Here is a 21,813-nt window from a genome sequence, read left to right as displayed (position 1 = left end):
TCGACAACCATGACCGATCGGGCGAACGATGCGGCGGGCCGGCCCGGCACCTATGTCGAACCGGGCGAGTTCAAGCGCGATACGAACTACATAGAAACGCGGATCACCGCGGACGGTAGTTCGGGGTATCCCGTCGAACCGGGCCGATACCGGCTCGTCGCGGCCCGCGCCTGCCCGTGGGCCAACCGCACGCTGATCGTGCGGCGCCTCCTCGGGCTGGAAGGGGTGATCTCGCTCGGCCTGTGCGGTCCCACGCATGATGCGCGCAGCTGGACCTTCGATCTGGATCCCGGTGGTGTGGACCCGGTTCTGGGGATTCCGCGGCTGCGGGACGCCTATCTGGCCCGGTTCCCGGACTATCCGCGCGGTATCACGGTGCCCGCACTGGTCGATGTGCCGACCGGCCGGGTGGTCACCAACGACTATGCGCAGATGACCCTGGATTTCTCCACCGAATGGGCCGCCTACCACCGGCCCGGTGCTCCGCAGCTGTATCCGGAGCCGTTGCGGGAGGAGATCGACGCGGTGAACCGGCGGGTGTTCACCGAGGTCAACAACGGCGTGTACCGCTGTGGGTTCGCCGGGGCCCAGGACGCCTACGACGCCGCCTACGACCGGTTGTTCACCGCACTCGACTGGCTGACCGAACGGCTGGCCGGGCAGCGTTATCTGGTCGGCGACACCATCACCGAAGCCGACGTCCGGCTGTTCACCACCTTGGTCCGCTTCGACCCCGTCTACCACGGCCACTTCAAATGCAACCGGTCGAAACTGACCGAGATGCCGGTGCTGTGGAACTACGCCCGCGACCTGTTCCGGACACCCGGCTTCGGCGACACCGTCGACTTCGGCCAGATCAAGGAGCACTACTACGTGGTGCACCGCGACATCAACCCGACCGGCATCGTCCCCTTGGGCCCGGACCTGAGCAACTGGCTCGAACCACACGACCGGGAACGGCTGGGCGGGCGCCCGTTCGGCGACGGCACCCCACCACCACCGCCCCCGGCTGCCGAACGGGTGCCGGCGTTCACCTGACTCGAACCGACCGCGTCGCGGTCACCGGCTCGGATCCGGCAATGGCACCCGCCCGCGCCCCGGAGGAGATGTGGATCAGGCAGCAGCCGTATGTTTCGGCCGCACCGCCGCCGATCCGATCAGCCCGGCCAACACTGCCACGGCCGCGATCACCCACCAGCCGCGCTGGAATGCGTGGAGCGACGCGTCGGGCCCGACCGGTGTTCCCAGCACGGCAACCAGAACCGCAACTCCGACCGCCGCGCCCACCTGGCGCGCCGTACTCAGCACGGCCGAGCCGGTGGCGAACTGCGCCGGTGGCAGTCCTGCGGTTCCGGCAGCAAAGCCGGTCGGCATGGTGAGTCCGACACCGACACCGGTCAGCAGCATGCCGCCCAGCATGCCGCCGACGTAATCGGGCTGCACCTCGATGGCCGCGGCCCACCACACGGTGCCGGCGGCGAAGGTGAGGCCGCCAACCGCCAGCACCGGCCCCGGACCCCAGCGGCTGATCAGCATGCCTGCGAGTACCGCCACGACCGGAACCACGAACGGCCCGGGTGCGATGGCGAAGCCGGTGCGCAGCGCCGACCATCCCCACACGTTCTGGGCCCACAGCACCGTCGACAGCAGCATCGCGGCGAACGCCACATTGAACAGCAAGGTATTGCCCAGCATCAACGAGAAGTTCGGCACCCGCAGCAGCGCGGGATCGATCACCGGACTGCGATGGCGGCGTGAGGAAGCCGCAAATGCAGCCGCGAGGACGGCTGTCAGTACGAGTCCGATGATCACCGGAGCCGATCCCCAGCCCCACTCCTCACCCTGCACCAACGTGAGGATCAACGCGGCAACGGAGCCGATGAGCAACAGCGCGCCGAGTCCGTCGGGCCACGGTCCGCCGTCGCCGGCCGGGGACGGCAGCATCCGGGCTCCGATCAGCAGAGCCACTACGCCGATCGGGACGTTCACCAGGAAAATCCACCGCCAGTCGAGTTCGACCAGCGCACCACCGACCACCGGGCCGAGTGCCGCACCCAGTCCACCGACCGCCACCCAGAGCCGCACCGCCACGGCCCGCCGTTCCGGCGGTGTCGCGGCGAGCAACAGGCCCAGTGAGGCCGGGGTGAGCGCGGCGGCACCGATCGCCTGCAGGATTCGGAAGCCCACCAGTGTCTCGGTGTTCCAGGCGAGTGCGCACAGCGCGGAACCGGTGACGAACAACGCCAACCCGAACAGGAACACCGGACGATTCCCGTTGCGGTCGCCGAGTCGGCCGGCCGGCACCAGCAGTGCGGCGAAGACGATGGCGTATGCGTTGAGCACCCAGGAGAGCCCGGCAATATCGACGCCCGCGAAGTCCACCGCGATGCTGGGCAGTGCCACGTTCACGATGAACAGGTCCAGGCTGGACAGCAGGACGCCGACCGCGACTACCGCCGGCACCACGCGATGATTCGTCGTCCCGGAATCGGGATCGACCACAACGTTGTTCGTATTCAGCATCGCTACCGCACCTCAGCCGTGCACCCGGCGAGTCTGCCTCGCCTGCAACAACAATCGGCCGGTCCGGTCACGGACCGTCGTATCGTCGACGGACCAGCCCTTTTCGGTCGCCACGTTCTCCGCCCGCACCAGCACCGGCTGCGGTGGTGCCGTTTCGGATGGTGCGTGCAGATGCGCGGTCAGCGTCACGGTCGGCACCGCGACCGGAGCGCGCAAGGTGGGGAAGACGGCCGGGGGCAGGGCGTCGGCGAGGATCAGCAGGCTCGCGGCACCGAGGTCGAACTCGGGCACCAGGGAGATCCAGGCGCACATCCAGGCATCGGTGGCGCCGGTCAGCGGCAGCGGGCCGGCGGCCGGGCGGATATCGAGATGGGCGCCGACGGGAACGATCTCCGGCGGCAGGGCGAAGGGCGCACAGTCCTCGGGCGCGGGGACATCGAGGGGGGCCCGATCGGATCGGCCGGCCACCTCGGTGTCGACGTCCAGTCCCAGCGTGATCGTTCCGGTGGCCACCGCATCGTCGTCCTGCGCCGCGGCCACCTCGACCACCGTCGTGCTTCGACCGACGGGGTGCACGGCCGCCCGGAAGTCGACCCGGCCGTTGCGCGGGCGGCCGACGAACCGGATATCGGCCGTCCGGACCCGGCCGGCCGCGGGTGCCGCCGCACCGGCGACTTCGGTGAGCAGGGCGCCGATCACGCCGCCGTGCGGGCCGGTCCAGCCGCGCCAGCTGTCGTCGACATCGGCCTGCCAGGCCAGGGGTCCGGTTTCGGCGAGAGCGAAACGGGCACCCACCGACCCTCGAGTGAGTTGCATCATGAAACTCACCGTAGAGCAAGTGAGTTTCTTCAAGCAACCGACTAGGCTGGATTCATGCGCCGAACCAGCTTCGAGGACATGAACTGCTCGATCGCGCAATGCCTGGAGGTGGTCGGCGACTGGTGGACGCTGCTGATCGTCCGGGACGCCCTCTTCGGCGTGACCCGGTTCGACGAGTTCCGCAACCGGCTCGGGATCGCACGCAACGTCCTCACGCAACGGCTGGACCACCTCGTCGACAGCGGTGTCCTCGCGAAGGTCGCATATCAGCAGGCCCCGGTGCGCTACGACTACCGGCCGACCGACAAGGGCCGCTCGCTGTGGCCGGTCCTGGCGGCCATGCGGCAGTGGGGTGACACCTGGGCCGCTCCGGACGGCCCACCCATCCAAGCGGTCCACACCACCTGCGGGCACCGCATGACCGTTGAACCGACCTGTTCGGAATGCGGGCAACGGTTGCACGGCCCGGACATTCGACCCGTCTTGGGGCCCGGGGCACATTCCCCCGACCTACTGCCGCCCCGACCGGCATGATCGGCCCTGCGCGCCGGTCCGCGCCGCGCCGGCACAGGTGACCACGGACACCGACCGGAACGAGCGGTGCGTCCGGTTCGTTGGCATGATGGGCTGTCAGGCTCAACAGCATGCGCGAGGAGGGACGGCACCGTGTTCGAAGGCGCGATCGAAAGAGCGGTGATCGATGCGCTCGATACCGGTTCCCGGCTGCAGGGGCCGGCGGTCACCAGGTATGTGGCCTGGTTGCGTCGGCGGCACCCCGGGGAGAGCCCGGCTCAGCTGGTCGAACGCCTCGAGCATCAGTACCTGCTGACGGTGACCGGCAGCGGGACGGCGGTCGGCGCGACCGCCGCGGTCCCGGGGGTCGGCACCCTCACCGCGCTCGCCGCGGTCAGCGCGGAGACCGCCTTCTTCATGGAGGCCTCGGCCCTGTTCACCCTGGCAGTCGCCGATATCCACGGCATCGCCCCGGAGGATGTCGAGAACCGGCGGGCGCTGGTGCTCTCGGTGGTCCTCGGCGACAGCGGCCGGGAGATCATCCGGAAGAACGTCGGCACCCCGGCCAAGAACTGGGCGACCGTATTCGCCGACAAGCTGCCCGGCGTGGTCGGGATCAACAGCGCCCTGATCAAGCGCTTCATCGCGCAGTACGTCAAGAAGCGGGCCGCCCTGATCGCGGGCAAGGTGCTCCCGGCCGGTATCGGCGCGGCCATCGGTGGGGCGGGTAACCGGGCGATCGGCCGCCGGACCATCGACAACGCCCGGAAGGCCTTCGGCCCGGCACCGACCACCTGGCCGGCAACACTGGTCATCGAAGCGGACCCGCTGCCGGCGCTGGAGTCGCTGCCGAATCCGGCCACCGAGCGATGACCGCCGCAGTGGCGGTACGCGGGCTGACCAAGCGTTTCGACCAGGTCACCGCGGTCCACGACATCTCGTTCACCGTCGCACCCGGGTCGACGACCGCCCTGGTCGGCCCGGCCGGGGCGGGTAAGTCCACGGTGTTGCGCACCGCGCTGGGGCTGCAGCGCCCGACCGCGGGCGCGGCCGAGCTCCCCGGCGGCCGCGGCCCCCGGCGAGTCGGCGCAGTGCTCACCCCACGCGGCCTGCATCCGGCCCGCAGTGTGCGCGGACAGCTCGGGATCCACGCCCCGCTCGCCGGTGTCCCGGCCGCCCGGGTGGCCGAGGTCCTCGAGCTGGCACAGCTCACCCCGGTCGCCGACGCACCGGTGGCCGATCTGACACCGGGCGGGCAGACCCGGCTGGCGCTGGCGACCGCCCTGCTCGCCGATCCACCGCTGCTCCTGGTCGACGACCCGTTCGCCGGCCCCTTCCCCGCCGACCACGCGGCCGTCGCCGCACTGCTGCGAGCACACCAGCGCCGCGGCGGCACCCTGCTGCTCGCGGCCGACAGCCTGGCCGCAGTGGTCCCGCTGGCCGACCAGCTGATCGTGCTCAGCGAGGGTGCGGCCGTCTGGCGGGGCAGCCCCGCCCGGCTGCGACGCGGCCATCCGGACCGGCTGCTGGTCGCCGCAACGCCGGCAGTCGCGCTGGCCACCGCGCTCGCGGCCCGCGGGTTCACCGATGCGGTGATGCGGCCGGACGGCCGACTGGCGGTGGCCGAGGCCACCGAGGCCGAGATCCGCGCCGCGGCCGCCGCCGCGCGGGCGCACGTACAGGCCGTCGTGGCCGACCCGATCCATCCGGATCGGGTGCTGGCCTCGCTGACCCGCCCCCGGCAGCGGCAGCCGACCTTTTCCCCGGCAGCGCCGGTCGCTCCTGTCCCACCGAACCCCGGAATGGCCCGATGATCACAGTGCTGCCCCCGGACCTGCTGCCCGCGCTGGATTCGGAATCCCGCAAGATCACCACGGTGCCGCCGTTGCGGCTGTTGCTGTCGGCGCCGATCGCCGTGGCGGTCGCGGCCACCCTGACCACGGCATTCACCTCCGGACCGTTCGACCCGGAGGCCGAACCGGCGACCGGCGCAGCCTCCATCGGCCTGTATCTGACGGTGCTGTCCGCGCTGGTGGTGGCCGTCGTGCTGGGCGCCGCCGGGACCGGTGGCGAGTCCCGCCGCGCGGAGCTGGCGGTCACCGCCCTGTTCGCACCGGACCGGGATCGGCTGGCAGCGGCGAAGTATCTGACGCTGGCGGCCTACGCGGCGGGCGCCGCGCTCGTCGCCGAACTGGTGTCGGTGGCCTTCCTGGTGGTCGCCGCCCGTGACAAGGCCGAGTTCGGCCTGACCCTGGTCGAGGTACTGGGCGCCGGCGTGCTCGCGGCGGCCGGCTGGGCGCTCATCGCGGCGGGCGTCGGCCTGCTCACCCGTTCGGCGGCCACCACGGTCACCCTGGTGCTCGGCTGGGCATTCGTCATCGAACCGCTGACCTGGCTGGTTGCCGACGGATTCGGGATCCCCGGCATCGTGACGGTACTGCCGGCCGCCGCCACGGTGGGCGCGGTGGCGGTCGGTTCGTTCGAGGACAGCGCGTTGTTCGCGCCTGCACCGGCCGCGCTGGTGGTACTGCTGCTGTGGGCTGCCGGGCTCGCCGCCGCCGGGTGGTGGGAGCTGCGGCGACGGGATCTGTAGCGGTCGGCGTGCCCGTTCGTTCCGAAACTTCCGACGGCTGGCTGCGCCGGCTATGGCTGGAGTGCCGCCGCGAACCGCGGCTGCTCGCCGGAATCGCGGCGGCCATCGTGGCCGGTGCCGTCGTCGAGATCGCGGCACCGCTGGCCGTCAAACGCGCCGTCGACGCGGCCGGTGTCGGGGACACCGGGGTGATCGGCAGCGCGGCGGCGGTGCTGGTGGCGCTGGCCGGCGCCCGGTTCCTGACCACCTTCGGGCGGCGGATGTGGGCCGGGCAGCTGTCGCTGGATGTGCAGCACCGGCTCCGGGTGCGGCTGCTGGATTCCCTGCATCGGCTCGACGGCGCCGGCCAGGATTCGCTCCGGACCGGTCAGGTGGTCTCCCGGTCGATCACCGATCTGCAGCTGGTGCAGGGACTGCTGGCGATGGCGCCGTGGTCCGGGCTGGCCGTGCTGCAGTTCGGATTGGCGGTCGCGGTGATGCTCTGGTTGAGTCCGCCTCTGGCCGCGGCGGCGCTGCTGGTGGCGCCCGCCATGGCGGTCACCGTGATCCGGATGCGGCCGCGCCTGTACGCGGCCACCTGGTCGGCGCAGCAGCGCGCGGCCGAGATCGCCGAACACGTCGAACAGTCCGTCACCGGCGTCCGGGTGGTGCAGGGCTTCGGGCAGCAGACCCGGATGGTGGACGAACTCGAGCAGCAGGGCCGCCGACTGTTCGCCGAACGGATGCGGGCGGCGAAGATCAATGCCCGGTTCACGCCGACGGTCTCGGTGCTGCCGCAGGCCGGGCTGGTCACGGTGATCGTCGCCGGCGGTATGCTCGCCCTGCACGGCGTGATCGGAATCGGCACCTTCCTCGCATTCACCGCCTATCTCGCCACAATGGCCGGCGCGGCCCGCTCGATCAGCGCGGTGGTGGTGATGGCGCAGCTGACCAAGGCCGCCGCCGACCGGGTGTTCGCCGTCATCGACGCCGGGCCGGCGGTCACCGATCCGCCGCATCCGGTGCCGCTCCCGGCGGGCCCCTTGGGTGTCGAGTTCAGCGCGGTGACCTTCGGTTTCGACCCGGATCGGCCGGTGTTGCAGAACCTCGACCTGCGGATCGCACCGGGCGAGACGGTCGCCGTCACCGGCCCCACCGGATCCGGGAAATCGACGCTGTCACTGCTGCTGCCCCGCTTCTACGCGCCGGAACACGGGCACATCCGGCTGATCTCGGACGACTCCGAGCCGGCGGCGGGCGTGGACCTGGCGGAGGCAGCGGCCGCCGAACTGCGCGCGGCGGTCGGCGTGGTCTTCGACGACCATTTCCTGTTCTCCGACACCATCGCCACCAATATCGCCCTGGGCCGACCCACCGCCACCGAGGCCGAGATCCGGGCGGCCGCCGTCGCCGCCGCGGCCGACGAATTCATCTCGGCGCTGCCGGGCGGCTACGACACCGTGGTCGGCGAGCGCGGCTTGACACTGTCCGGCGGCCAGCGCCAGCGACTGGCCCTGGCCCGGGTACTCCTGGCCCGGCCGCGGATCCTGGTGCTCGACGACGCCACCTCTGCCGTGGACCCGATCACCGAGGCGGAAATCTTCGACCGGCTCCCCGACTCGAGCCGCCGGACCACCATCATCCTGGCGCATCGCGAATCCACCCTGGCCCGCGCCGACCGAGTGATCCGGCTCCCCGGCCCGTCCCCGGTCACCGAACCCCGGATTCACCCCGACCACGAACCGCCGGCCGATTACCGGACGGACGCCGGACCCACACCACCCACCGGATACCACGCCGACTCCGACCCCACCCCCTCGGTCGGTCACCGGACAGGCTCCGGGCCCGGGCCCGCCCCGGCCACCACGGCACCTCGGGTCCGCCCCGACCCCGCGCCGCCGGCCGGACACCGGACAGATCCCGAGCCCACACCACCACGCGGGCACCACACCGACACCGACCCCACACCACCACGCGGGCACCACACCGACTCCGGCCCCACACGCTCGACCGGTCACCGGACATGCTCCGAACCTGGGCCCTTCCCGATCACCACGGCACCTCCGATCCGACCCGACCCTGCGCCGTCGACCGGCCACTGGGAGAGTGCCGGAACCGCGCTGCACCCAGGCTCTGTCGAGCAGCCCATCGGAACTGCCGGACCCCGACGTGAGGCCGGCCGGGACTCCGCACCGTCCGGACAGCTCGGCGACCGGCCATCCGAACCAGCGGCTCCGGCTGCGCCCTGGCAGCGCCGCACGGCCGGTCGCGGTGACCGGCTCGGTGCTGACGCACCACCCAGGACAGATTCGCCCACCACCCGGTCCGGCGCAGCGAACGAACTCACCGCGACCCCCGAACTGCTGCGGACCATCGCCGAACTGCCGCCGGCCACCGAACAGCCGCGGCTCGGTGGGGACCTGCGTGCGCCGGAACCGCGCTTCGGTCTCGCCCGGCTGCTCCGCCCGGTGCGGGCGCTGGTCGCGGTGGTCATGCTGCTGCTGGTCGCCGATGCGCTGGTCGGGATCGCGTTTCCGCCGCTGGTCCGCTACGCGATCGACGACGGCGTGGCCCGGGGCGACCCCGCGGTGCTGTGGCGGGCCGCCGCGTTGGGAACGGTGCTGGTGGTGGCGGCCTGGCTGATCGCCGCCGCATCCACCGTGCTCACCGCCCGCACCGGTGAGCGAGTGCTGTTCGGGCTGCGGATCCGCAGCTTCGCCCACCTGCAGCGGCAGGGCCTGGACTACTTCGAACGCGAGATGTCCGGCCGGATCATGACGCGGATGACCACCGACGTCGACGCACTGTCCACCTTCCTGCAGACCGGAGTCGCGACCAGCATGGTGGCGGCGCTGACCCTGGTCGGCATCGCCGTCGCGCTGGCGGTGATCGACCTGCCACTGGCCCTGGTGGTCGCGGCGACGCTGCCTCCGCTGCTGCTGGCCACCGCTCTGTTCCGCCGGGTGTCCGGCCGGGCGTACCGCATCTCCCGGGAGCGGGTGTCCACGGTCAACGCCGACTTCCAGGAGAACATCGCCGGGCTGCGTGCGGTCCAGGCCGCCGGCTACGAGCCCCTGGCCGCCCGCCGGTTCGCGGGCCACTCCCGGCGGTACCGCAACAGCCGGGTCCGGGCGCAACGGGCGCTGGCGATGTACTTCGCATTCGTCGGCGCCTGGGCCGATCTGGCGCTGGCCGCCGTGGTCTTCACCGGCGCCGGTGCCGTCGCGGCCGGGCACACCAGTACCGGTTCGCTGGTCGCCTTCATTCTCTATCTGGGTCTGCTGTTCGGCCCGATCCATCAGCTCTCCCAGGTGTTCGACGGCTATCAGCAGGCCCGGGTGGGCCTGCGCCGGATCGGCGAACTGCTGCGCACCCGTTCCTCGATCGCCCCGGACCCGGCGGCACCGGTCCGGGTGGCCGGCCGGTTGCGCGGCGAGGTGGTGTTCGACGGGGTGCGCTTCCACTACCCCGGCACCCGGAAGCCGGCTCTGGCCGGCATCGACCTGACCGTCCCGGCCGGCAGCACCCTGGCGTTGGTCGGGCCGACCGGGGCCGGCAAGTCGACGATCGTGAAGCTGCTGGCCCGCCTCTACGACCTCCCGGACGAACCCGGCGCGGGCACGATCCGGGTCGACGGTGTCGACATACGTAAATTTATGCTCACCGAGTATCGATCGCGGCTGGGAATTGTCCCCCAGGAAGCTCACCTCTTCACCGGTGACGTAGCGAGCAACATTGCATTCGGGCGACCGTTTGCGAGCGATCAGGAGATCGCCGAAGCCGCCCGAGCCGTCGGTGCCCAGGAAATGGTCGACGGTCTGCCCGAGAAAATGAACCAACCGGTCGGTGAACGTGGCCGCGGCCTGGCTGCCGGTCAACGTCAACTGCTCGCCCTCGCCCGCGCCGAACTCGTCGACCCGGATCTGCTGCTCCTCGACGAGGCCACCGCCACTCTGGACCCGGCCGCCGAGGCCGCGACCCTCGCCGCAAGTACCGCGCTGACCAGGGCGAGAACGACGATCCTGGTCGCGCATCGGCTGGCCACTGCCGCTCGCGCGGACCGTATCGCCGTGGTCGAGCACGGCCGCATCGTCGAACACGGAACCCATGCCGAACTCCTCGCAGCCGGCGGAAGTTATGCGCGCCTCTGGGCGAGCGCCGCGCGCAGCGAAGGAATAATCTCGATCGAGGACGAGTCGTCTCCTACCGGGTGGTGATCGATACGTGGTGGCGACTCGACTCCGGGGACAATCGACGACCGACGCACGCCGCCGACTCGGATGCGGGTCGTCACACCGGCGATTTGTCACTGGGCATATGCTCGGAGAGGGCGCATCGGCACGCATCCGCCGGGCCCCGGTGCCGGGCACGTCACAAACGTCGCAGCGCGAAGAACGAAATGAGGCGAACACCTGCTGTGAGCAGCTCAACTTCCCAGTTCGGACAGAACCAGTGGCTGGTCGACGAGATGTATCAGAAGTTCAAACAGGACCCATCCTCCGTCGACGAGAGTTGGCACGAGTTCCTCGCCGATTACTCCCCCGAGGCCAACGCCGAATCCGGTGACAGCCGGCCCGCCGCCGCACCCGCACCTGCCGCGGCGGCCCCGAAAGCTGCTCCCGCGCCAGCACCCGCCCCCGCTCCGGCGCCGCCGAAGCCCGCCGCCCCGGCGCCCGCCGCTCCGAAGCCGGCTGCCGCCGAGCAGGCACGCACCCCGAAGACCACCCCGGCGCCGGTGTCCAATGCCCCGGCCAAGGCCGCCAAGCCCGCCGCGGACGGCGACGAGTCCAAGGTGCTGCGCGGCCCGGCCGCCGCGATCGCCAAGAACATGTCGGCGTCGCTGACCATCCCCACCGCGACCTCGGTGCGCGCCATCCCGGCGAAGCTGATGATCGACAACCGGCTGGTGATCAACAACCACCTGGCCCGCACCCGCGGCGGCAAGATCTCGTTCACCCACCTGCTCGGCTACGCCATCGTGCAGGCGGTCAAGCAGTTCCCGAACATGAACCGGCATTTCGCCGAGGTGGACGGCAAGCCGAATGCGGTGACACCGGCACACACCAATCTGGGCCTGGCCATCGACCTGGCCGGTAAGGACGGCACTCGCTCGCTGGTCGTCGCGGCGATCAAGGGCTGCGAGGAGATGAGCTTCGGCCAGTTCCACAGCGCCTACGAGGACATCGTCCGCCGCGCCCGCGACGGCAAACTCGGCGCCGACGACTTCAGCGGCGTCACCATCTCGCTGACCAACCCCGGCACCATCGGCACCGTGCACTCGGTGCCGCGGCTGATGCCCGGCCAGGGCGCGATCATCGGCGCCGGCGCGATGGAGTACCCGGCCGAGTTCCAGGGCATGAGCGATGAGCGGATCGCCAATATCGGCGTCGGCAAGCTGATGACGCTGACCTCGACCTACGACCACCGCATCATCCAGGGTGCGGAGTCCGGCGACTTCCTGCGCACCATCCACCAGCTGCTGATCTCCGACGAGTTCTACGACGAGATCTTCCACGGCCTGGGTGTGCCGTACGAGCCGGTGCGCTGGCGCAAGGACATCTCCGAACGCGGCGTCGACAAGAGCGCCCGCGTGCTGGAGATGATCGCGGCCTACCGCAACCGCGGCCACCTGATGGCCGACACCGACCCGCTGCGCCTGGTCAAGGACAAGTTCCGCAGCCACCCCGACCTGGACGTCACCGAGCACGGGCTCACCCTCTGGGACCTGGACCGCACCTTCGACGTGGGCGGTTTCCACGGCCAGGAGCGGATGAAGCTGCGCGATGTGCTGTCCATCCTGCGGGACGCCTACTGCCGCCACGTCGGCGTCGAGTACACCCACATCCTCGACGTCGAACAGCTCAAGTGGATCCAGGAGCGCGTCGAGCAGAAGCATGTCAAGCCGACCGTCGCCCAGCAGAAGTACATCCTGAACCGGCTCAACGCCGCCGAGGCGTTCGAGACCTTCCTGCAGACCAAGTACGTCGGGCAGAAGCGCTTCTCGCTGGAGGGCGCCGAGGCGGTCATCCCGATGATGGACGCCGTGATCGACCAGGGCGCGGAGCATTCGCTCGACGAGGTCGTCATCGGCATGCCGCACCGCGGCCGACTCAACGTGCTCGCCAATATCGTCGGCAAGCCCTACTCGAAGATCTTCACCGAGTTCGAGGGCAACATGAACCCGGCCGCCACCCACGGCTCCGGTGACGTGAAGTACCACCTGGGTGCCGAGGGCCAGTACCTGCAGATGTTCGGCGACAACGAGACCAAGGTCTCGCTGACCGCCAACCCCTCGCACCTGGAGGCCGTCGACCCGGTCCTGGAGGGCCTGGTCCGCGCCAAGCAGGACCTGCTGAACAAGGGCGACGGCCCCGAGGGCTTCTCGGTGATGCCGCTGATGCTGCACGGTGACGCCGCATTCGCCGGCCAAGGCGTGGTCGCGGAGACGCTGAACCTGTCCGGGCTGCGCGGCTACCGGGTGGGCGGCACCATCCACATCGTGGTGAACAACCAGATCGGCTTCACCACCGCCCCGGAGAACAGCCGCTCCACCGAATACTCCACCGATATCGCGAAGTTCATCGGCGCCCCGATCTTCCATGTCAACGGCGACGACCCGGAGGCCTGCGACTGGGTGGCCCGGCTCGCCGTCGACTTCCGGCAGAAGTTCCGCAAGGACGTCGTCATCGACCTGATCTGCTACCGCCGCCGCGGGCACAACGAGGGCGACGACCCGTCGATGACCCAGCCGTACATGTACGACGTGATCGACACCAAGCGCTCGGTGCGCAAGGCCTACACCGAATCGCTGATCGGCCGCGGTGACATCTCCATGAAGGAGGCCGAAGACGCACTGCGCGACTACCAGGGTCAGCTGGAGCGGGTGTTCAACGAGGTCCGGGAGCTGGAGAAGTACCCGCCGGAGCCGTCGGAGTCGGTCGAGGACGACCAGAAGGTGCCGGCCACCGTGGCGACCGCGGTGGACAAGTCGGTGCTGCAGCGCATCGGCGACGCCTTCGCGAACGTCCCGGACGGTTTCAACACCCACCCGCGGGTCCGGCCGGTGCTGGAGAAGCGCCGGGAGATGGCCTACGAAGGCAAGGTGGACTGGGCGTTCGCCGAACTGCTTGCGTTCGGCACCCTGATCGACGAAGGCCACGACGTGCGCCTGACCGGCCAGGACTCCCGCCGCGGCACCTTCACCCAGCGGCATGCGGTGCTGATCGACCGCGTATCCGCCGAGGAGTACACCCCGCTGCACAACATCGGCTCGGAGAAGCCGGGCTGGTTCGCGGTGCACGACTCGGCGCTGAGCGAATTCGCCGCGGTCGGCTTCGAATACGGCTACTCGCTGGGCAACTCGAATGCGCTGGTGTTGTGGGAGGCGCAGTTCGGCGACTTCGTCAACGGCGCGCAGTCGATCATCGACGAGTTCATCTCCTCCGGTGAGGCGAAGTGGGGCCAGCTCTCCGATGTGGTGCTGCTGCTGCCGCACGGCCACGAGGGCCAGGGCCCGGACCACACCTCGGGGCGGATCGAGCGGTTCCTGCAGCTGTGTGCCGAGGGGTCGATGACCGTCGCGGTGCCGTCCACGCCGGCGAACTACTTCCATCTGCTGCGCCGGCACGCGCACGACGGCATCAAGCGCCCGCTGATCGTCTTCACCCCGAAGTCGATGCTGCGCAACAAGGCCGTGGTCTCCGATATCAAGGACTTCACCGAATCGAAGTTCCGGTCGGTGTTCGACGAGCCCACCTACGAGCAGGGCACCGGCGACACCGCGAAGGTCAAGCGGATCCTGCTGACCTCGGGCAAGCTCTACTACGAGCTGGCCGCGGAGAAGGCCAAGAACAACCGCGACGATATCGCCATCGTCCGGATCGAACAGCTCTACCCGATCCCGACCTTCCGCCTCAACGAGGCGCTGGCGAAGTACCCCAACGCGACCGATATCGCCTGGGTCCAGGAGGAACCGGCCAACCAGGGCGCCTGGCCGTTCTTCGGCCTCAACCTCCCCGAGGTACTGCCGGAGCGCCTCGGCAGGCTCCGCCGGATCTCCCGCCGCGCCATGTCGGCCCCGTCCTCGGGTTCATCCAAGGTGCACGCCGTGGAACAGGCCGAGATCGTCGGCGAGGCCTTCGAGCCCACCTCGTAGGCACCTCGGGCGTGCCCGGATCTTGCATCGAGATGCGCGGTAGTGCATCGCCGGCAGTGCACGACCGCGCATTTCGATGCAAGGTCTCGTTGCTCCGAGTCAGCGGGCCGGGTCGGTCACCTCGGGCGGCAACGATCCGTTCATCTGCACGCCGGATCCGGTCCAGTCGTAGGTGATCGAGACCGGGCCGCCCTGGGGGTTCGCGAAGGATTCGGGGCCGTTGCCGTCCCCGGCGAGCCAGCGGTAGTCGACGGTGACCGAATCGGCGTCCTGGCCGCTGACGTAGGTGAAGGCATACGGTTCGGAGGTCGCCGTGCCCAGGTAGCTGCCGTCGTGGAAGAACAGCACGTGGATCGGCGCACCCGCCGAATTGCCCCCGATCGCGCGCACCCACAGCAGCTCGCCGCAGGCGCCGGGCACATCCGGTGCCGCCTGCCCGGCCGCCCAGCCGGAGCCGAGTCCGGCCACCGCTCGCTGCACCCCGGGCGACTGCGGATCGATACACCGGCCCGGTCCGGCGATATCGCTGTTGTCTGCCGGTTCCGTCGTCCCCGGCTCCGGTGTCTCCGGTTCGGCGGTCGGTTCGCCCCCGGGTGCCGGTTCATCGGTGGGCTCGGCCGTCGGCTCGGCGGTCGGCACCGCAGTCGCCTCGGGAGCCGGAGTCACGCTCTGCGAAACAGTCGTCGCACCGCCGCCGGACGGCGCACCGTCCCCGGCCGGATCCTCGCAACCGGCGGCAGCCAGCGCCCCCACTGCAATCAACGCCCCGGCCCATGCTGCTCTACGCATGATCTCCTCCATCTGTTCCGTAGCTTCCCTCAGTCCATCGGCGACCGGCAGCCCCCGTTAGGCGTGAACCCGGTACTTGCACCCTAGGGTGGGCAAGATCGACACCTCCGGGAAGCGCAGCCACGCCCGAGCGGACTGCGCTGTTCGCACAGATAAAGGTGCCGGACCGGCAATTTCCGCGGTTTCGGATGCATTGGTGTGCGAATAGCGCAATCGGAACGGGCCCACCTGGAGACACCGGCAGCCGATCGACCGGCCCCAGACCCGGCGCGTGACCGGCAGACACTGGAGGATGTACGTCGACCGCTCGATCTCTAGCTACCCGCCCCCGACAGGACCACCGCCGGACGAGACGACCGGGCGAACGCATCCGGCAGCCGGGCCGGATCGTCGGCCCACAGGGTGACCGCCGTGGCGGTGTAGTCCCCGCGTCCGGTTGCAGGCATTTCCGCCGGCCGGGTCCAGCACTACTTCCCGACCAAGGAGGCGATGATGGAGTTCGCCATGAGCACCATCGCCGAACGGGTCACCGCCCGGGTGGCCGGGGTCGAGGATCAGGACGATCTGCATGCCCTGCTGGGCGCACTACTTCCGGCCGATGCCGCCTCCGCCGACGACGCCCGCAGCCTGATCGGTTACCTCGCCTTCGCTGCGACCCGGCCGCCGATCGCGGCCCGAATGGTCGCCGACAGTCGCGCATTCCGCGATCATCCGATCGCCCGGCAGGACCCCGATGCATCGGATCGGGCCCGCGCCGAGCGGTCGGCGAGTGACCTGCTGGCACTGCTCGACGGCCTCGGAATCCACGTGATCCTCTGTCAGCTCAGCCCACTCGAGGCCCGGGAAATCCTCGATGCCGCCATCACGCGTGCATCGGAAGCCGCCCAGCGCGAACGCCCATCGGACGCCGGCGACCAGCGATGACGAACCGGCCTACGCGGCACCGCCGCCCGGCGGCCGTCCGCGCGACGGGAGCGACTTCGGCCGCACCCGCCGCCGGGGACCTACTATCGCGACCATGACCGACATTCGCGAGATTCCACTGCAGACCCTCACCGAACAGCCGACCACGCTGGCCGCACTGGCCGGCGACGGACCCGCCCTGGTGGTCAACGTCGCCTCCCGCTGCGGGCTCACCCCGCAGTACACCGGGTTGGTGGAGTTGCAGCAGAAGTACGGCCCCAAGGGGTTCACGGTGGTCGGCGTGCCGTGCAACCAGTTCATGGGTCAGGAGCCCGGTAGTGCCGAGGAGATCCAGGAGTTCTGTTCCACCACCTACGGGGTGGACTTCCCGCTGCTCGCGAAGACCGATGTCAACGGCACGGATCGGCATCCGCTGTATTCCGAGCTGACGAACACCGCCGATGCCGACGGCTCGGCCGGCGATGTCCAGTGGAACTTCGAGAAGTTCCTGGTCGGCCGCGACGGCTCGGTCCTGGGCCGCTTCCGCCCCCGCACCGAGCCCGGCGACCCGGCGGTCACCGCGGCCATCGAAGCCGCCCTCTGATCCGGAGACGACAAGGCCCGGCGGTGCCGCGCACACCACCGGGCCCGACCCGAACCGCGACCGGTCAGTCGCTGGAGAGTGCCCCGAGGCCTCGGACCGAGGCGCCCGGTTTGGAAACCCCTGGGCGATATGTCACGATCTCCCGTTGCGCTGCCTGCGAATTGCTCGCGCGCACGCGTTGTTTCACGAACTTCGGGAGGAAAGACATGCGGGGAACTCGGACCACACTGCGGCGATTCGGGGCCGCGCCACTCGCCTTCGCCACCCTCGTGGCGGTGGCAGCCTGCGGCGACGGCGGCGACACCGTGGCCGATGGGTCGAACACCCTCGGCGACGGATCGAGCACTACCTCGACCAGCAGCGTGCGCAGCCTGGATCCGTGCGGTGTGCTCGGCGAGCACCTGCAGGAGTATGTGGATTTCCTGGGGTACGACGGGTTCCGGAAGGAACCCAACAGCCGCGGTGGCGAGTTGACCGGTGGGGTCCGGCCGTGCGCCGGCGACGTGATCTGGGCCGACGACGACAGCGGTGAGGACTACTCCGTCGACAAGCTCGACGGCGACATCTCGTTCGGACTCGCTTCGGCCTCGCAGGTCGGCGAACTCTACGCCGACCGGGAGTACCAGACCCCGACCGGTCGCTACGACCAGCAGATCCAGCTGCGCCGGAACCTGATCAAGGACGACGACGAGGATGTCGAGGACCGCCTCATCGAGGGCCCCTGGGACGAAGCGAAGTTCATCAAGGCCTATGTGGCCGGTCGGCTGATCTCGGTCTTCGTGCTCGACGAGCAACGCGATCTCATGATGGAGTTCGACGTCAACCTGGACAACGATTTCGTGCGCGAGGAGAAGCTCGAGGACGGCGAGATCGACTGGACGCTGGAACAGGCCCAGAACCACCTGATCGAGGTGACGGTGCCGAACGCCTACCGGGACGTCATCCAGGAACTCGACGGCCAGTAGACGCCCGGCCGCGGCGGACTTCGAGTCGACCCATCCGAAGCGGCCGACCCGAGGTCCGGACCACACCGGCCCGCCGCTACCGAACCGTTCGGCCGTTCGGCGAGGACCCCGGCGCACCACACCAGGGCGGTGCGCCGGTCGGCCTGCCCGCCCCGCCCGGCCCGCTACCCGTCCGCGGGCGAACCGGCAGGGCCGCGAACAGCCGGCGACGAGACCACGAAGGCGAACCACCGGACCATACGATTCGCCGGCAGCCCGCAGACTCCTACCCGACCGGCTCCCCGGCAGCCCGCAGGTCCCGATCCAGATCGGCCATGAGCAGGTCGACGTGCAGCTGCCGCCCAGCATTCGCACCCGCTGCCGCCGCATCGACCACTTGGGCGGACGGCTCTGCCGCGTTTCCGGCGATCCACACGCCCGGCACCTCGGTACGCCCGGCCGGGTCCGCCGGGAGATGCGTTCCGGCGCCGGACGGATGCGGTACCGCTGCCAGCCCGAGCGGGGCCAGGAAGTCGACCCGGGAGTTCATCCGGGTCGCCACCGCGAGCGCATCCCGGGCGACCACGGTTCCGTCGGCCAGCACGACGCCGACCTGCCCGGCATCGGCCGAGGTCACCTCTGCGACCACTCCGGAAACGACCCGGATGCCCCGGGCCGCCAGCTTCGCGGCGTCTTCGACGCCGAGCTCCTGCGCCCCGGCGAAGAACACGACATCGTCGCTGAGCTGCCGGAACAGCAGCGCCTGATGCACCGACATCGGGCTGCCGGACAGCACCCCGATCGCCCGGTCGCGCACCTCCCAGCCGTGGCAGAACGGGCAGTGCACCACCTGATGCCCCCACCGCTCGCGCACGCCCGGAATGTCGGGCAGTTCGTCGACCAGACCGGAGGCCACCAGCACCCGCCGGCCCCGCACCGTCCGCCCGTCGTCGAGGGCCATCCGGAAACCGTCGCCGTCGCGGGTCACCTCGGTCACCCGTCCGGTCTCGATCCGGCCACCGTAGCCGGTCACTTCGACCCGGCCGCGTTCCAGCAGGTCGCCCGGCGGTATGCCGTCGTGCCCGAGGAATCCGTGCACCCCGTCGGCCGGGGCGTTGCGCGGCGCACCGGAATCGATCACCAGAACCGACCGCCGCGAGCGGGCCAGCATCAGGGCCGCATTCAACCCGGCGGCACCGCCGCCGATAACCACCACGTCATAGCTGTTGTCCATGACTCCAACCATGCAGCCACCTCGGCCATATTGGCAAGCAACCTTGCCGCTATGGCAAAATATCCGCATGAGTGAGGACCAGGACCTGGACAGAACACTCGACGCGGTGGGCCCGCGGTTGCGAGCGCTGCGCAAACAACGGCAGATCACCCTCGCCGACCTGTCGGAGCAGACCGGCATCTCGGTGAGCACCCTGTCCCGGCTGGAATCCGGTGACCGCCGGCCCGCACTGGAACTGCTCCTCCCGCTGGCCAAGGCACACGGCGTCACCCTCGACGAACTGGTCGATGCCCCGGACACCGGCGACCCGCGGATCCACCTGCGCCCGATCACCATGCACGGGATGACCATGCTCCCGTTGACCCGCCGGGCCGGCGGCATCCAGGCCTACAAGATCGTCATCCCCGCCGGTGCGAAGACAGTGCCGGAACCGAAGGTGCACGAAGGCTACGAATGGCTCTACGTCCTCAACGGCCGCCTCCGGATGATCCTCGGCGAACACGACCTGATCCTCACCCCCGGCGAGGCCGCCGAGTTCGACACCCATGTGCCGCACTGGTTCGGCGCCGCCGACGACCGCCCGGTGGAGTTCCTCAGCCTGTTCGGCAAACAAGGTGAGCGCGCCCATATGCGGGCGCGCCCACGTTCGGCGACGGACTGAGCCCGGCCGCCGATCGCGACTGGCGTAATCCCATCTACGCACAGATCGCCGAGCGAACCGACCGCCGGTAGCACCGCGATGCCCGGCTTCGAATCGGCACACCGTTTCCGAAGCCGGGCCGGTCGCACATCGACCCTGCAGACCTGCGATCTGGCTGTGTTCGAGACCCCCCCGAGCTGCCTCGCGAGCCCGCAGGCGTTGCGTCACCGCCCAGTCGTCAGGCCACATCGCCGCCGAGTAACCGGGCCGCCAGGCCACGCCGCCGCCGAGTCGCCGGATCGTCAGGGCACCGGGGCACCCGACCGCCAGGACGTCCGGCTGCCGGGGCCCCGACTCGGCGGGGCGCCGGGATCAGTCGAGCGTGAAGGTGACCCGCCCGGCGTGGTGGCGCAGGTCCACCTCCTGCGGATAGACCTCCTCGAAGGTGTCGATCCAGGCCTCCACCCGGCCGATGCCGGGCGCCATACCGATGCCGACGATGAGTCCGTCGACCAGCCCGGTGAACTCGCCGTTCTCGTTCACGCCATGGGTTTGCCCACCGGTCAGTCCGGTGTCCAGGTTCCGCCACCGGACCGAGACTTTGTAGGAGCCGCAGTCGTTGCCGCGCTGGATGAGTTCGGGCCGCACCCCGAACGAACCGTCGCGGTCGACGTCGACAGCGGTCGCCTTGATCCGGGCGAAGCAGTAGTCGCCGGGAACGTCGGTCATCGTCGTGGTGAAGTCGGCGGGCAGATCGGCCACCCGGGCCTGTGCCGCACCGGCCAGGGCGGCCGGCACGGTTGCGGCCGCGGCCAGGGCGACCAGCATGCGGCGGGCGACGGTGCTTTTACGAACGAGGTTGTTTTCGATCATCATGTACTGACATGTCGCCCGCGACGGCCACCGTTAACGGCCCCCGGAAACTCGCGCGACCCGAGTCAGGCAGCGGACCCCTCGGCCAGCCCCTTCAACTGCCGCAGCGACGCAGCGATATTGCGCTCGTTGTGGGTCGCCCGGTCCCATACCCCGGTACTGAGCAGGCCGACCACCTTCATCCAGCCGGGCCGGCGGTCCCACATCTGCTCGGTGACCGCGCAACCGGCCGCATCCGGGGCGATGTCGTACTGCCACCGGCCGATCGGCACGCTGCCGAAGGAGACATCGAAGGCGAATCGGGAACCGACCTCCGCGTCGGTGACGGTGGAAACGGTGCTCCACTTGGCAATCCCGCGCCGGTTGACGCCCTTGAACCGGGCCCCGACAACAGCCGAGTCGGCACCGTCGAGCCAGCGGTTCGCCACGCATTCGGCGGTCCAGCGCGGCGACTCGGTGACATCGGCGATCAGTTCGTAGACCCGCTCGGCGGGTGCAGCGACCTCGGTGGTGCCGATCGCATCCGGTTTCGACATGGAACCCTCCCGTTCTCGTTCATATCCGGCAGCGCCGGTCAGCTCTGCAGTGCGGCGATCAGCGCCGGACTGAGCGCCAGCGCCGGTAGCGATTCGACCAGCAGGTCGACCAGTTCCGCACGGTCGATGGGCTTCTCGGCCATCCAGGTGAGAATCGTTTCCTCGACGAAGGCGATCCAGCCACGCACCGCGAGGGTGAGCCGGGCCAGGTCCGGGTCGTCGGCCGGCAGTGGCAACTCCTGCACGATCAGGTCGGCGATCGCGGCGCGGGTGCGGTCGACATGCCCGGCCACATCCGGGGCGGTACTGGCCGGACCGCGCAGCACCGATCGGTAGGACGCCGAATGGTTGCAGGCGTAGTCGACGAACCGCTCGATGGAGTCGCGCAGCATGTCGAACAGGGACAGTTCTCGGTTCGGTGTCACCGCCGCGAAGAACTCGTCCATCACATGCCGCGCGATGGCCTCGTGGAACTCCTGTTTGGAGGAGAAGTAGTGGAACAGCAGGCCGCGGGAGATCCCGGCCTGTTTGGCGATGTCGTCGACGGCGATGTCCTCCAGCGCCCGGTCGGCGAGCATCTCCGCGCCGAGGGTGATCAGCTGCAGCCGCCGCTCCTCGGGACTCAGCCGTATCCGCTTGGCCCCTGCCGTTGCTCTGCTTCGCACGCCCACCATCCTACTGAACCACATTCAATAGCTGTTGACTCCC

The 21,813-nt window shown here is 69.9% G+C and carries 19 protein-coding genes; 11 read left to right on the top strand and 8 right to left on the bottom strand.

Translation table 11 applies throughout. The features are described 5' to 3' along the window. Positions 1 to 9: 9 nt before the first annotated feature. A complete protein-coding gene (locus AC1HFH_RS06495) occupies positions 10 to 1,038 on the top strand; it encodes a glutathione S-transferase family protein (protein ID WP_480246525.1) in 1,029 nt (342 codons plus the stop codon). 75 nt (positions 1,039 to 1,113) lie between these two features. On the opposite strand, the gene AC1HFH_RS06490 is transcribed toward AC1HFH_RS06495, so the two are convergent. Both AC1HFH_RS06490 and AC1HFH_RS06485 read right to left on the bottom strand, forming a co-directional pair. Next, positions 1,114 to 2,523: an MFS transporter gene (locus tag AC1HFH_RS06490; protein ID WP_480246524.1), complete on the bottom strand. Its 1,410-nt coding sequence runs from the start codon at positions 2,521 to 2,523 to the stop codon at positions 1,114 to 1,116. A gap of 12 nt (positions 2,524 to 2,535) precedes the next feature. Next, positions 2,536 to 3,342 (bottom strand): thioesterase family protein, encoded by an 807-nt coding sequence (locus AC1HFH_RS06485; protein WP_480246523.1) that lies wholly within the window; start codon positions 3,340 to 3,342, stop codon positions 2,536 to 2,538. A gap of 54 nt (positions 3,343 to 3,396) precedes the next feature. Between AC1HFH_RS06485 and AC1HFH_RS06480 the strand changes: the two genes are divergently transcribed. From AC1HFH_RS06480 to AC1HFH_RS06455, 6 genes are all read left to right on the top strand, one after another. Further along, positions 3,397 to 3,876, top strand: a complete 480-nt coding sequence (locus tag AC1HFH_RS06480) for a winged helix-turn-helix transcriptional regulator (RefSeq protein ID WP_480246522.1) — start codon at positions 3,397 to 3,399, stop codon at positions 3,874 to 3,876. 132 nt (positions 3,877 to 4,008) lie between these two features. Next, positions 4,009 to 4,728, top strand: coding sequence for a hypothetical protein (locus AC1HFH_RS06475; RefSeq protein ID WP_480246521.1), 720 nt, complete (start codon positions 4,009 to 4,011; stop codon positions 4,726 to 4,728). Beyond that, positions 4,725 to 5,669, top strand: a complete 945-nt coding sequence (locus AC1HFH_RS06470) for an ATP-binding cassette domain-containing protein (protein ID WP_480246520.1) — start codon at positions 4,725 to 4,727, stop codon at positions 5,667 to 5,669. The genes AC1HFH_RS06475 and AC1HFH_RS06470 overlap by 4 nt, the downstream gene beginning before the upstream one ends. Beyond that, on the top strand, positions 5,666 to 6,448 hold the full coding sequence (locus AC1HFH_RS06465) for an ABC transporter permease (RefSeq protein WP_480246519.1): 783 nt from the start codon (positions 5,666 to 5,668) through the stop codon (positions 6,446 to 6,448). The genes AC1HFH_RS06470 and AC1HFH_RS06465 overlap by 4 nt, the downstream gene beginning before the upstream one ends. A gap of 8 nt (positions 6,449 to 6,456) precedes the next feature. Then, complete coding sequence (locus AC1HFH_RS06460; protein ID WP_480246518.1) at positions 6,457 to 10,644, top strand: ABC transporter ATP-binding protein; 4,188 nt, start codon at positions 6,457 to 6,459, stop codon at positions 10,642 to 10,644. Between the two features lie 182 nt (positions 10,645 to 10,826). Beyond that, the gene (locus AC1HFH_RS06455) at positions 10,827 to 14,582 is read left to right on the top strand and encodes a multifunctional oxoglutarate decarboxylase/oxoglutarate dehydrogenase thiamine pyrophosphate-binding subunit/dihydrolipoyllysine-residue succinyltransferase subunit (protein ID WP_480246517.1); all 3,756 of its coding nucleotides are present in this window, start codon (positions 10,827 to 10,829) and stop codon (positions 14,580 to 14,582) included. 99 nt (positions 14,583 to 14,681) lie between these two features. Here the strand turns inward: AC1HFH_RS06455 and AC1HFH_RS06450 are convergent, their stop codons facing one another. Continuing rightward, a complete protein-coding gene (locus AC1HFH_RS06450) occupies positions 14,682 to 15,371 on the bottom strand; it encodes an LppP/LprE family lipoprotein (RefSeq protein ID WP_480246516.1) in 690 nt (229 codons plus the stop codon). Between the two features lie 314 nt (positions 15,372 to 15,685). Continuing rightward, complete coding sequence (locus tag AC1HFH_RS06445) at positions 15,686 to 15,817, bottom strand: hypothetical protein (RefSeq protein WP_480246515.1); 132 nt, start codon at positions 15,815 to 15,817, stop codon at positions 15,686 to 15,688. A gap of 46 nt (positions 15,818 to 15,863) precedes the next feature. On the opposite strand from AC1HFH_RS06445, the gene AC1HFH_RS06440 reads away from it, so the two are divergent. The 3 genes from AC1HFH_RS06440 to AC1HFH_RS06430 all read left to right on the top strand — a co-directional run bounded on the left by AC1HFH_RS06440 (position 15,864) and on the right by AC1HFH_RS06430 (position 17,843). Beyond that, a complete protein-coding gene (locus AC1HFH_RS06440) occupies positions 15,864 to 16,295 on the top strand; it encodes a TetR family transcriptional regulator C-terminal domain-containing protein (RefSeq protein ID WP_480246514.1) in 432 nt (143 codons plus the stop codon). A gap of 94 nt (positions 16,296 to 16,389) precedes the next feature. Continuing rightward, the gene (locus AC1HFH_RS06435) at positions 16,390 to 16,878 is read left to right on the top strand and encodes a glutathione peroxidase (RefSeq protein ID WP_480246513.1); all 489 of its coding nucleotides are present in this window, start codon (positions 16,390 to 16,392) and stop codon (positions 16,876 to 16,878) included. 206 nt (positions 16,879 to 17,084) lie between these two features. Then, complete coding sequence (locus AC1HFH_RS06430; protein ID WP_480246512.1) at positions 17,085 to 17,843, top strand: hypothetical protein; 759 nt, start codon at positions 17,085 to 17,087, stop codon at positions 17,841 to 17,843. Positions 17,844 to 18,108: 265 nt separating this feature from the next. Here the strand turns inward: AC1HFH_RS06430 and AC1HFH_RS06425 are convergent, their stop codons facing one another. After that, positions 18,109 to 19,068: an NAD(P)/FAD-dependent oxidoreductase gene (locus AC1HFH_RS06425; RefSeq protein WP_480246511.1), complete on the bottom strand. Its 960-nt coding sequence runs from the start codon at positions 19,066 to 19,068 to the stop codon at positions 18,109 to 18,111. Positions 19,069 to 19,123: 55 nt separating this feature from the next. On the opposite strand from AC1HFH_RS06425, the gene AC1HFH_RS06420 reads away from it, so the two are divergent. After that, entirely contained in the window at positions 19,124 to 19,717 is a 594-nt protein-coding gene (locus AC1HFH_RS06420; protein WP_480246510.1) for a helix-turn-helix domain-containing protein, read from the top strand. A 351-nt stretch (positions 19,718 to 20,068) separates the two neighbouring features. Here the strand turns inward: AC1HFH_RS06420 and AC1HFH_RS06415 are convergent, their stop codons facing one another. The 3 genes from AC1HFH_RS06415 to AC1HFH_RS06405 all read right to left on the bottom strand — a co-directional run bounded on the left by AC1HFH_RS06415 (position 20,069) and on the right by AC1HFH_RS06405 (position 21,779). Further along, positions 20,069 to 20,572: a hypothetical protein gene (locus AC1HFH_RS06415; RefSeq protein ID WP_480246509.1), complete on the bottom strand. Its 504-nt coding sequence runs from the start codon at positions 20,570 to 20,572 to the stop codon at positions 20,069 to 20,071. Positions 20,573 to 20,634: 62 nt separating this feature from the next. Beyond that, positions 20,635 to 21,105 carry an SRPBCC family protein gene (locus AC1HFH_RS06410; RefSeq protein WP_480246508.1) on the bottom strand — a complete coding sequence of 157 codons (471 nt, stop codon included), beginning with the start codon at positions 21,103 to 21,105 and terminating at the stop codon, positions 20,635 to 20,637. 38 nt (positions 21,106 to 21,143) lie between these two features. Continuing rightward, positions 21,144 to 21,779, bottom strand: a complete 636-nt coding sequence (locus AC1HFH_RS06405) for a TetR/AcrR family transcriptional regulator (protein WP_480246507.1) — start codon at positions 21,777 to 21,779, stop codon at positions 21,144 to 21,146. Between the last annotated feature and the right edge of the window lie 34 nt (positions 21,780 to 21,813).

The organism is Nocardia sp. KT25-26 (assembly GCF_056627695.1).
This window is presented reverse-complemented; position numbering and strand designations above follow the sequence as displayed.

What these genes read in the sequence shown, in the direction of transcription:
- AC1HFH_RS06495 (WP_480246525.1), top strand. Translation starts at nt 10, where the DNA reads ATGACCGATCGGGCGAACGATGCGGCGGGCCGGCCCGGCACCTATGTC.
- AC1HFH_RS06490 (WP_480246524.1), bottom strand. Translation starts at nt 2,523, where the DNA reads ATGCTGAATACGAACAACGTTGTGGTCGATCCCGATTCCGGGACGACG.
- AC1HFH_RS06485 (WP_480246523.1), bottom strand. Translation starts at nt 3,342, where the DNA reads ATGATGCAACTCACTCGAGGGTCGGTGGGTGCCCGTTTCGCTCTCGCC.
- AC1HFH_RS06480 (WP_480246522.1), top strand. Translation starts at nt 3,397, where the DNA reads ATGCGCCGAACCAGCTTCGAGGACATGAACTGCTCGATCGCGCAATGC.
- AC1HFH_RS06470 (WP_480246520.1), top strand. Translation starts at nt 4,725, where the DNA reads ATGACCGCCGCAGTGGCGGTACGCGGGCTGACCAAGCGTTTCGACCAG.
- AC1HFH_RS06465 (WP_480246519.1), top strand. Translation starts at nt 5,666, where the DNA reads ATGATCACAGTGCTGCCCCCGGACCTGCTGCCCGCGCTGGATTCGGAA.
- AC1HFH_RS06455 (WP_480246517.1), top strand. Translation starts at nt 10,827, where the DNA reads ATGAGGCGAACACCTGCTGTGAGCAGCTCAACTTCCCAGTTCGGACAG.
- AC1HFH_RS06450 (WP_480246516.1), bottom strand. Translation starts at nt 15,371, where the DNA reads ATGCGTAGAGCAGCATGGGCCGGGGCGTTGATTGCAGTGGGGGCGCTG.
- AC1HFH_RS06445 (WP_480246515.1), bottom strand. Translation starts at nt 15,817, where the DNA reads ATGCCTGCAACCGGACGCGGGGACTACACCGCCACGGCGGTCACCCTG.
- AC1HFH_RS06440 (WP_480246514.1), top strand. Translation starts at nt 15,864, where the DNA reads ATGGAGTTCGCCATGAGCACCATCGCCGAACGGGTCACCGCCCGGGTG.
- AC1HFH_RS06435 (WP_480246513.1), top strand. Translation starts at nt 16,390, where the DNA reads ATGACCGACATTCGCGAGATTCCACTGCAGACCCTCACCGAACAGCCG.
- AC1HFH_RS06430 (WP_480246512.1), top strand. Translation starts at nt 17,085, where the DNA reads ATGCGGGGAACTCGGACCACACTGCGGCGATTCGGGGCCGCGCCACTC.
- AC1HFH_RS06425 (WP_480246511.1), bottom strand. Translation starts at nt 19,068, where the DNA reads ATGGTTGGAGTCATGGACAACAGCTATGACGTGGTGGTTATCGGCGGC.
- AC1HFH_RS06420 (WP_480246510.1), top strand. Translation starts at nt 19,124, where the DNA reads ATGAGTGAGGACCAGGACCTGGACAGAACACTCGACGCGGTGGGCCCG.
- AC1HFH_RS06415 (WP_480246509.1), bottom strand. Translation starts at nt 20,572, where the DNA reads ATGATGATCGAAAACAACCTCGTTCGTAAAAGCACCGTCGCCCGCCGC.
- AC1HFH_RS06410 (WP_480246508.1), bottom strand. Translation starts at nt 21,105, where the DNA reads ATGTCGAAACCGGATGCGATCGGCACCACCGAGGTCGCTGCACCCGCC.
- AC1HFH_RS06405 (WP_480246507.1), bottom strand. Translation starts at nt 21,779, where the DNA reads ATGGTGGGCGTGCGAAGCAGAGCAACGGCAGGGGCCAAGCGGATACGG.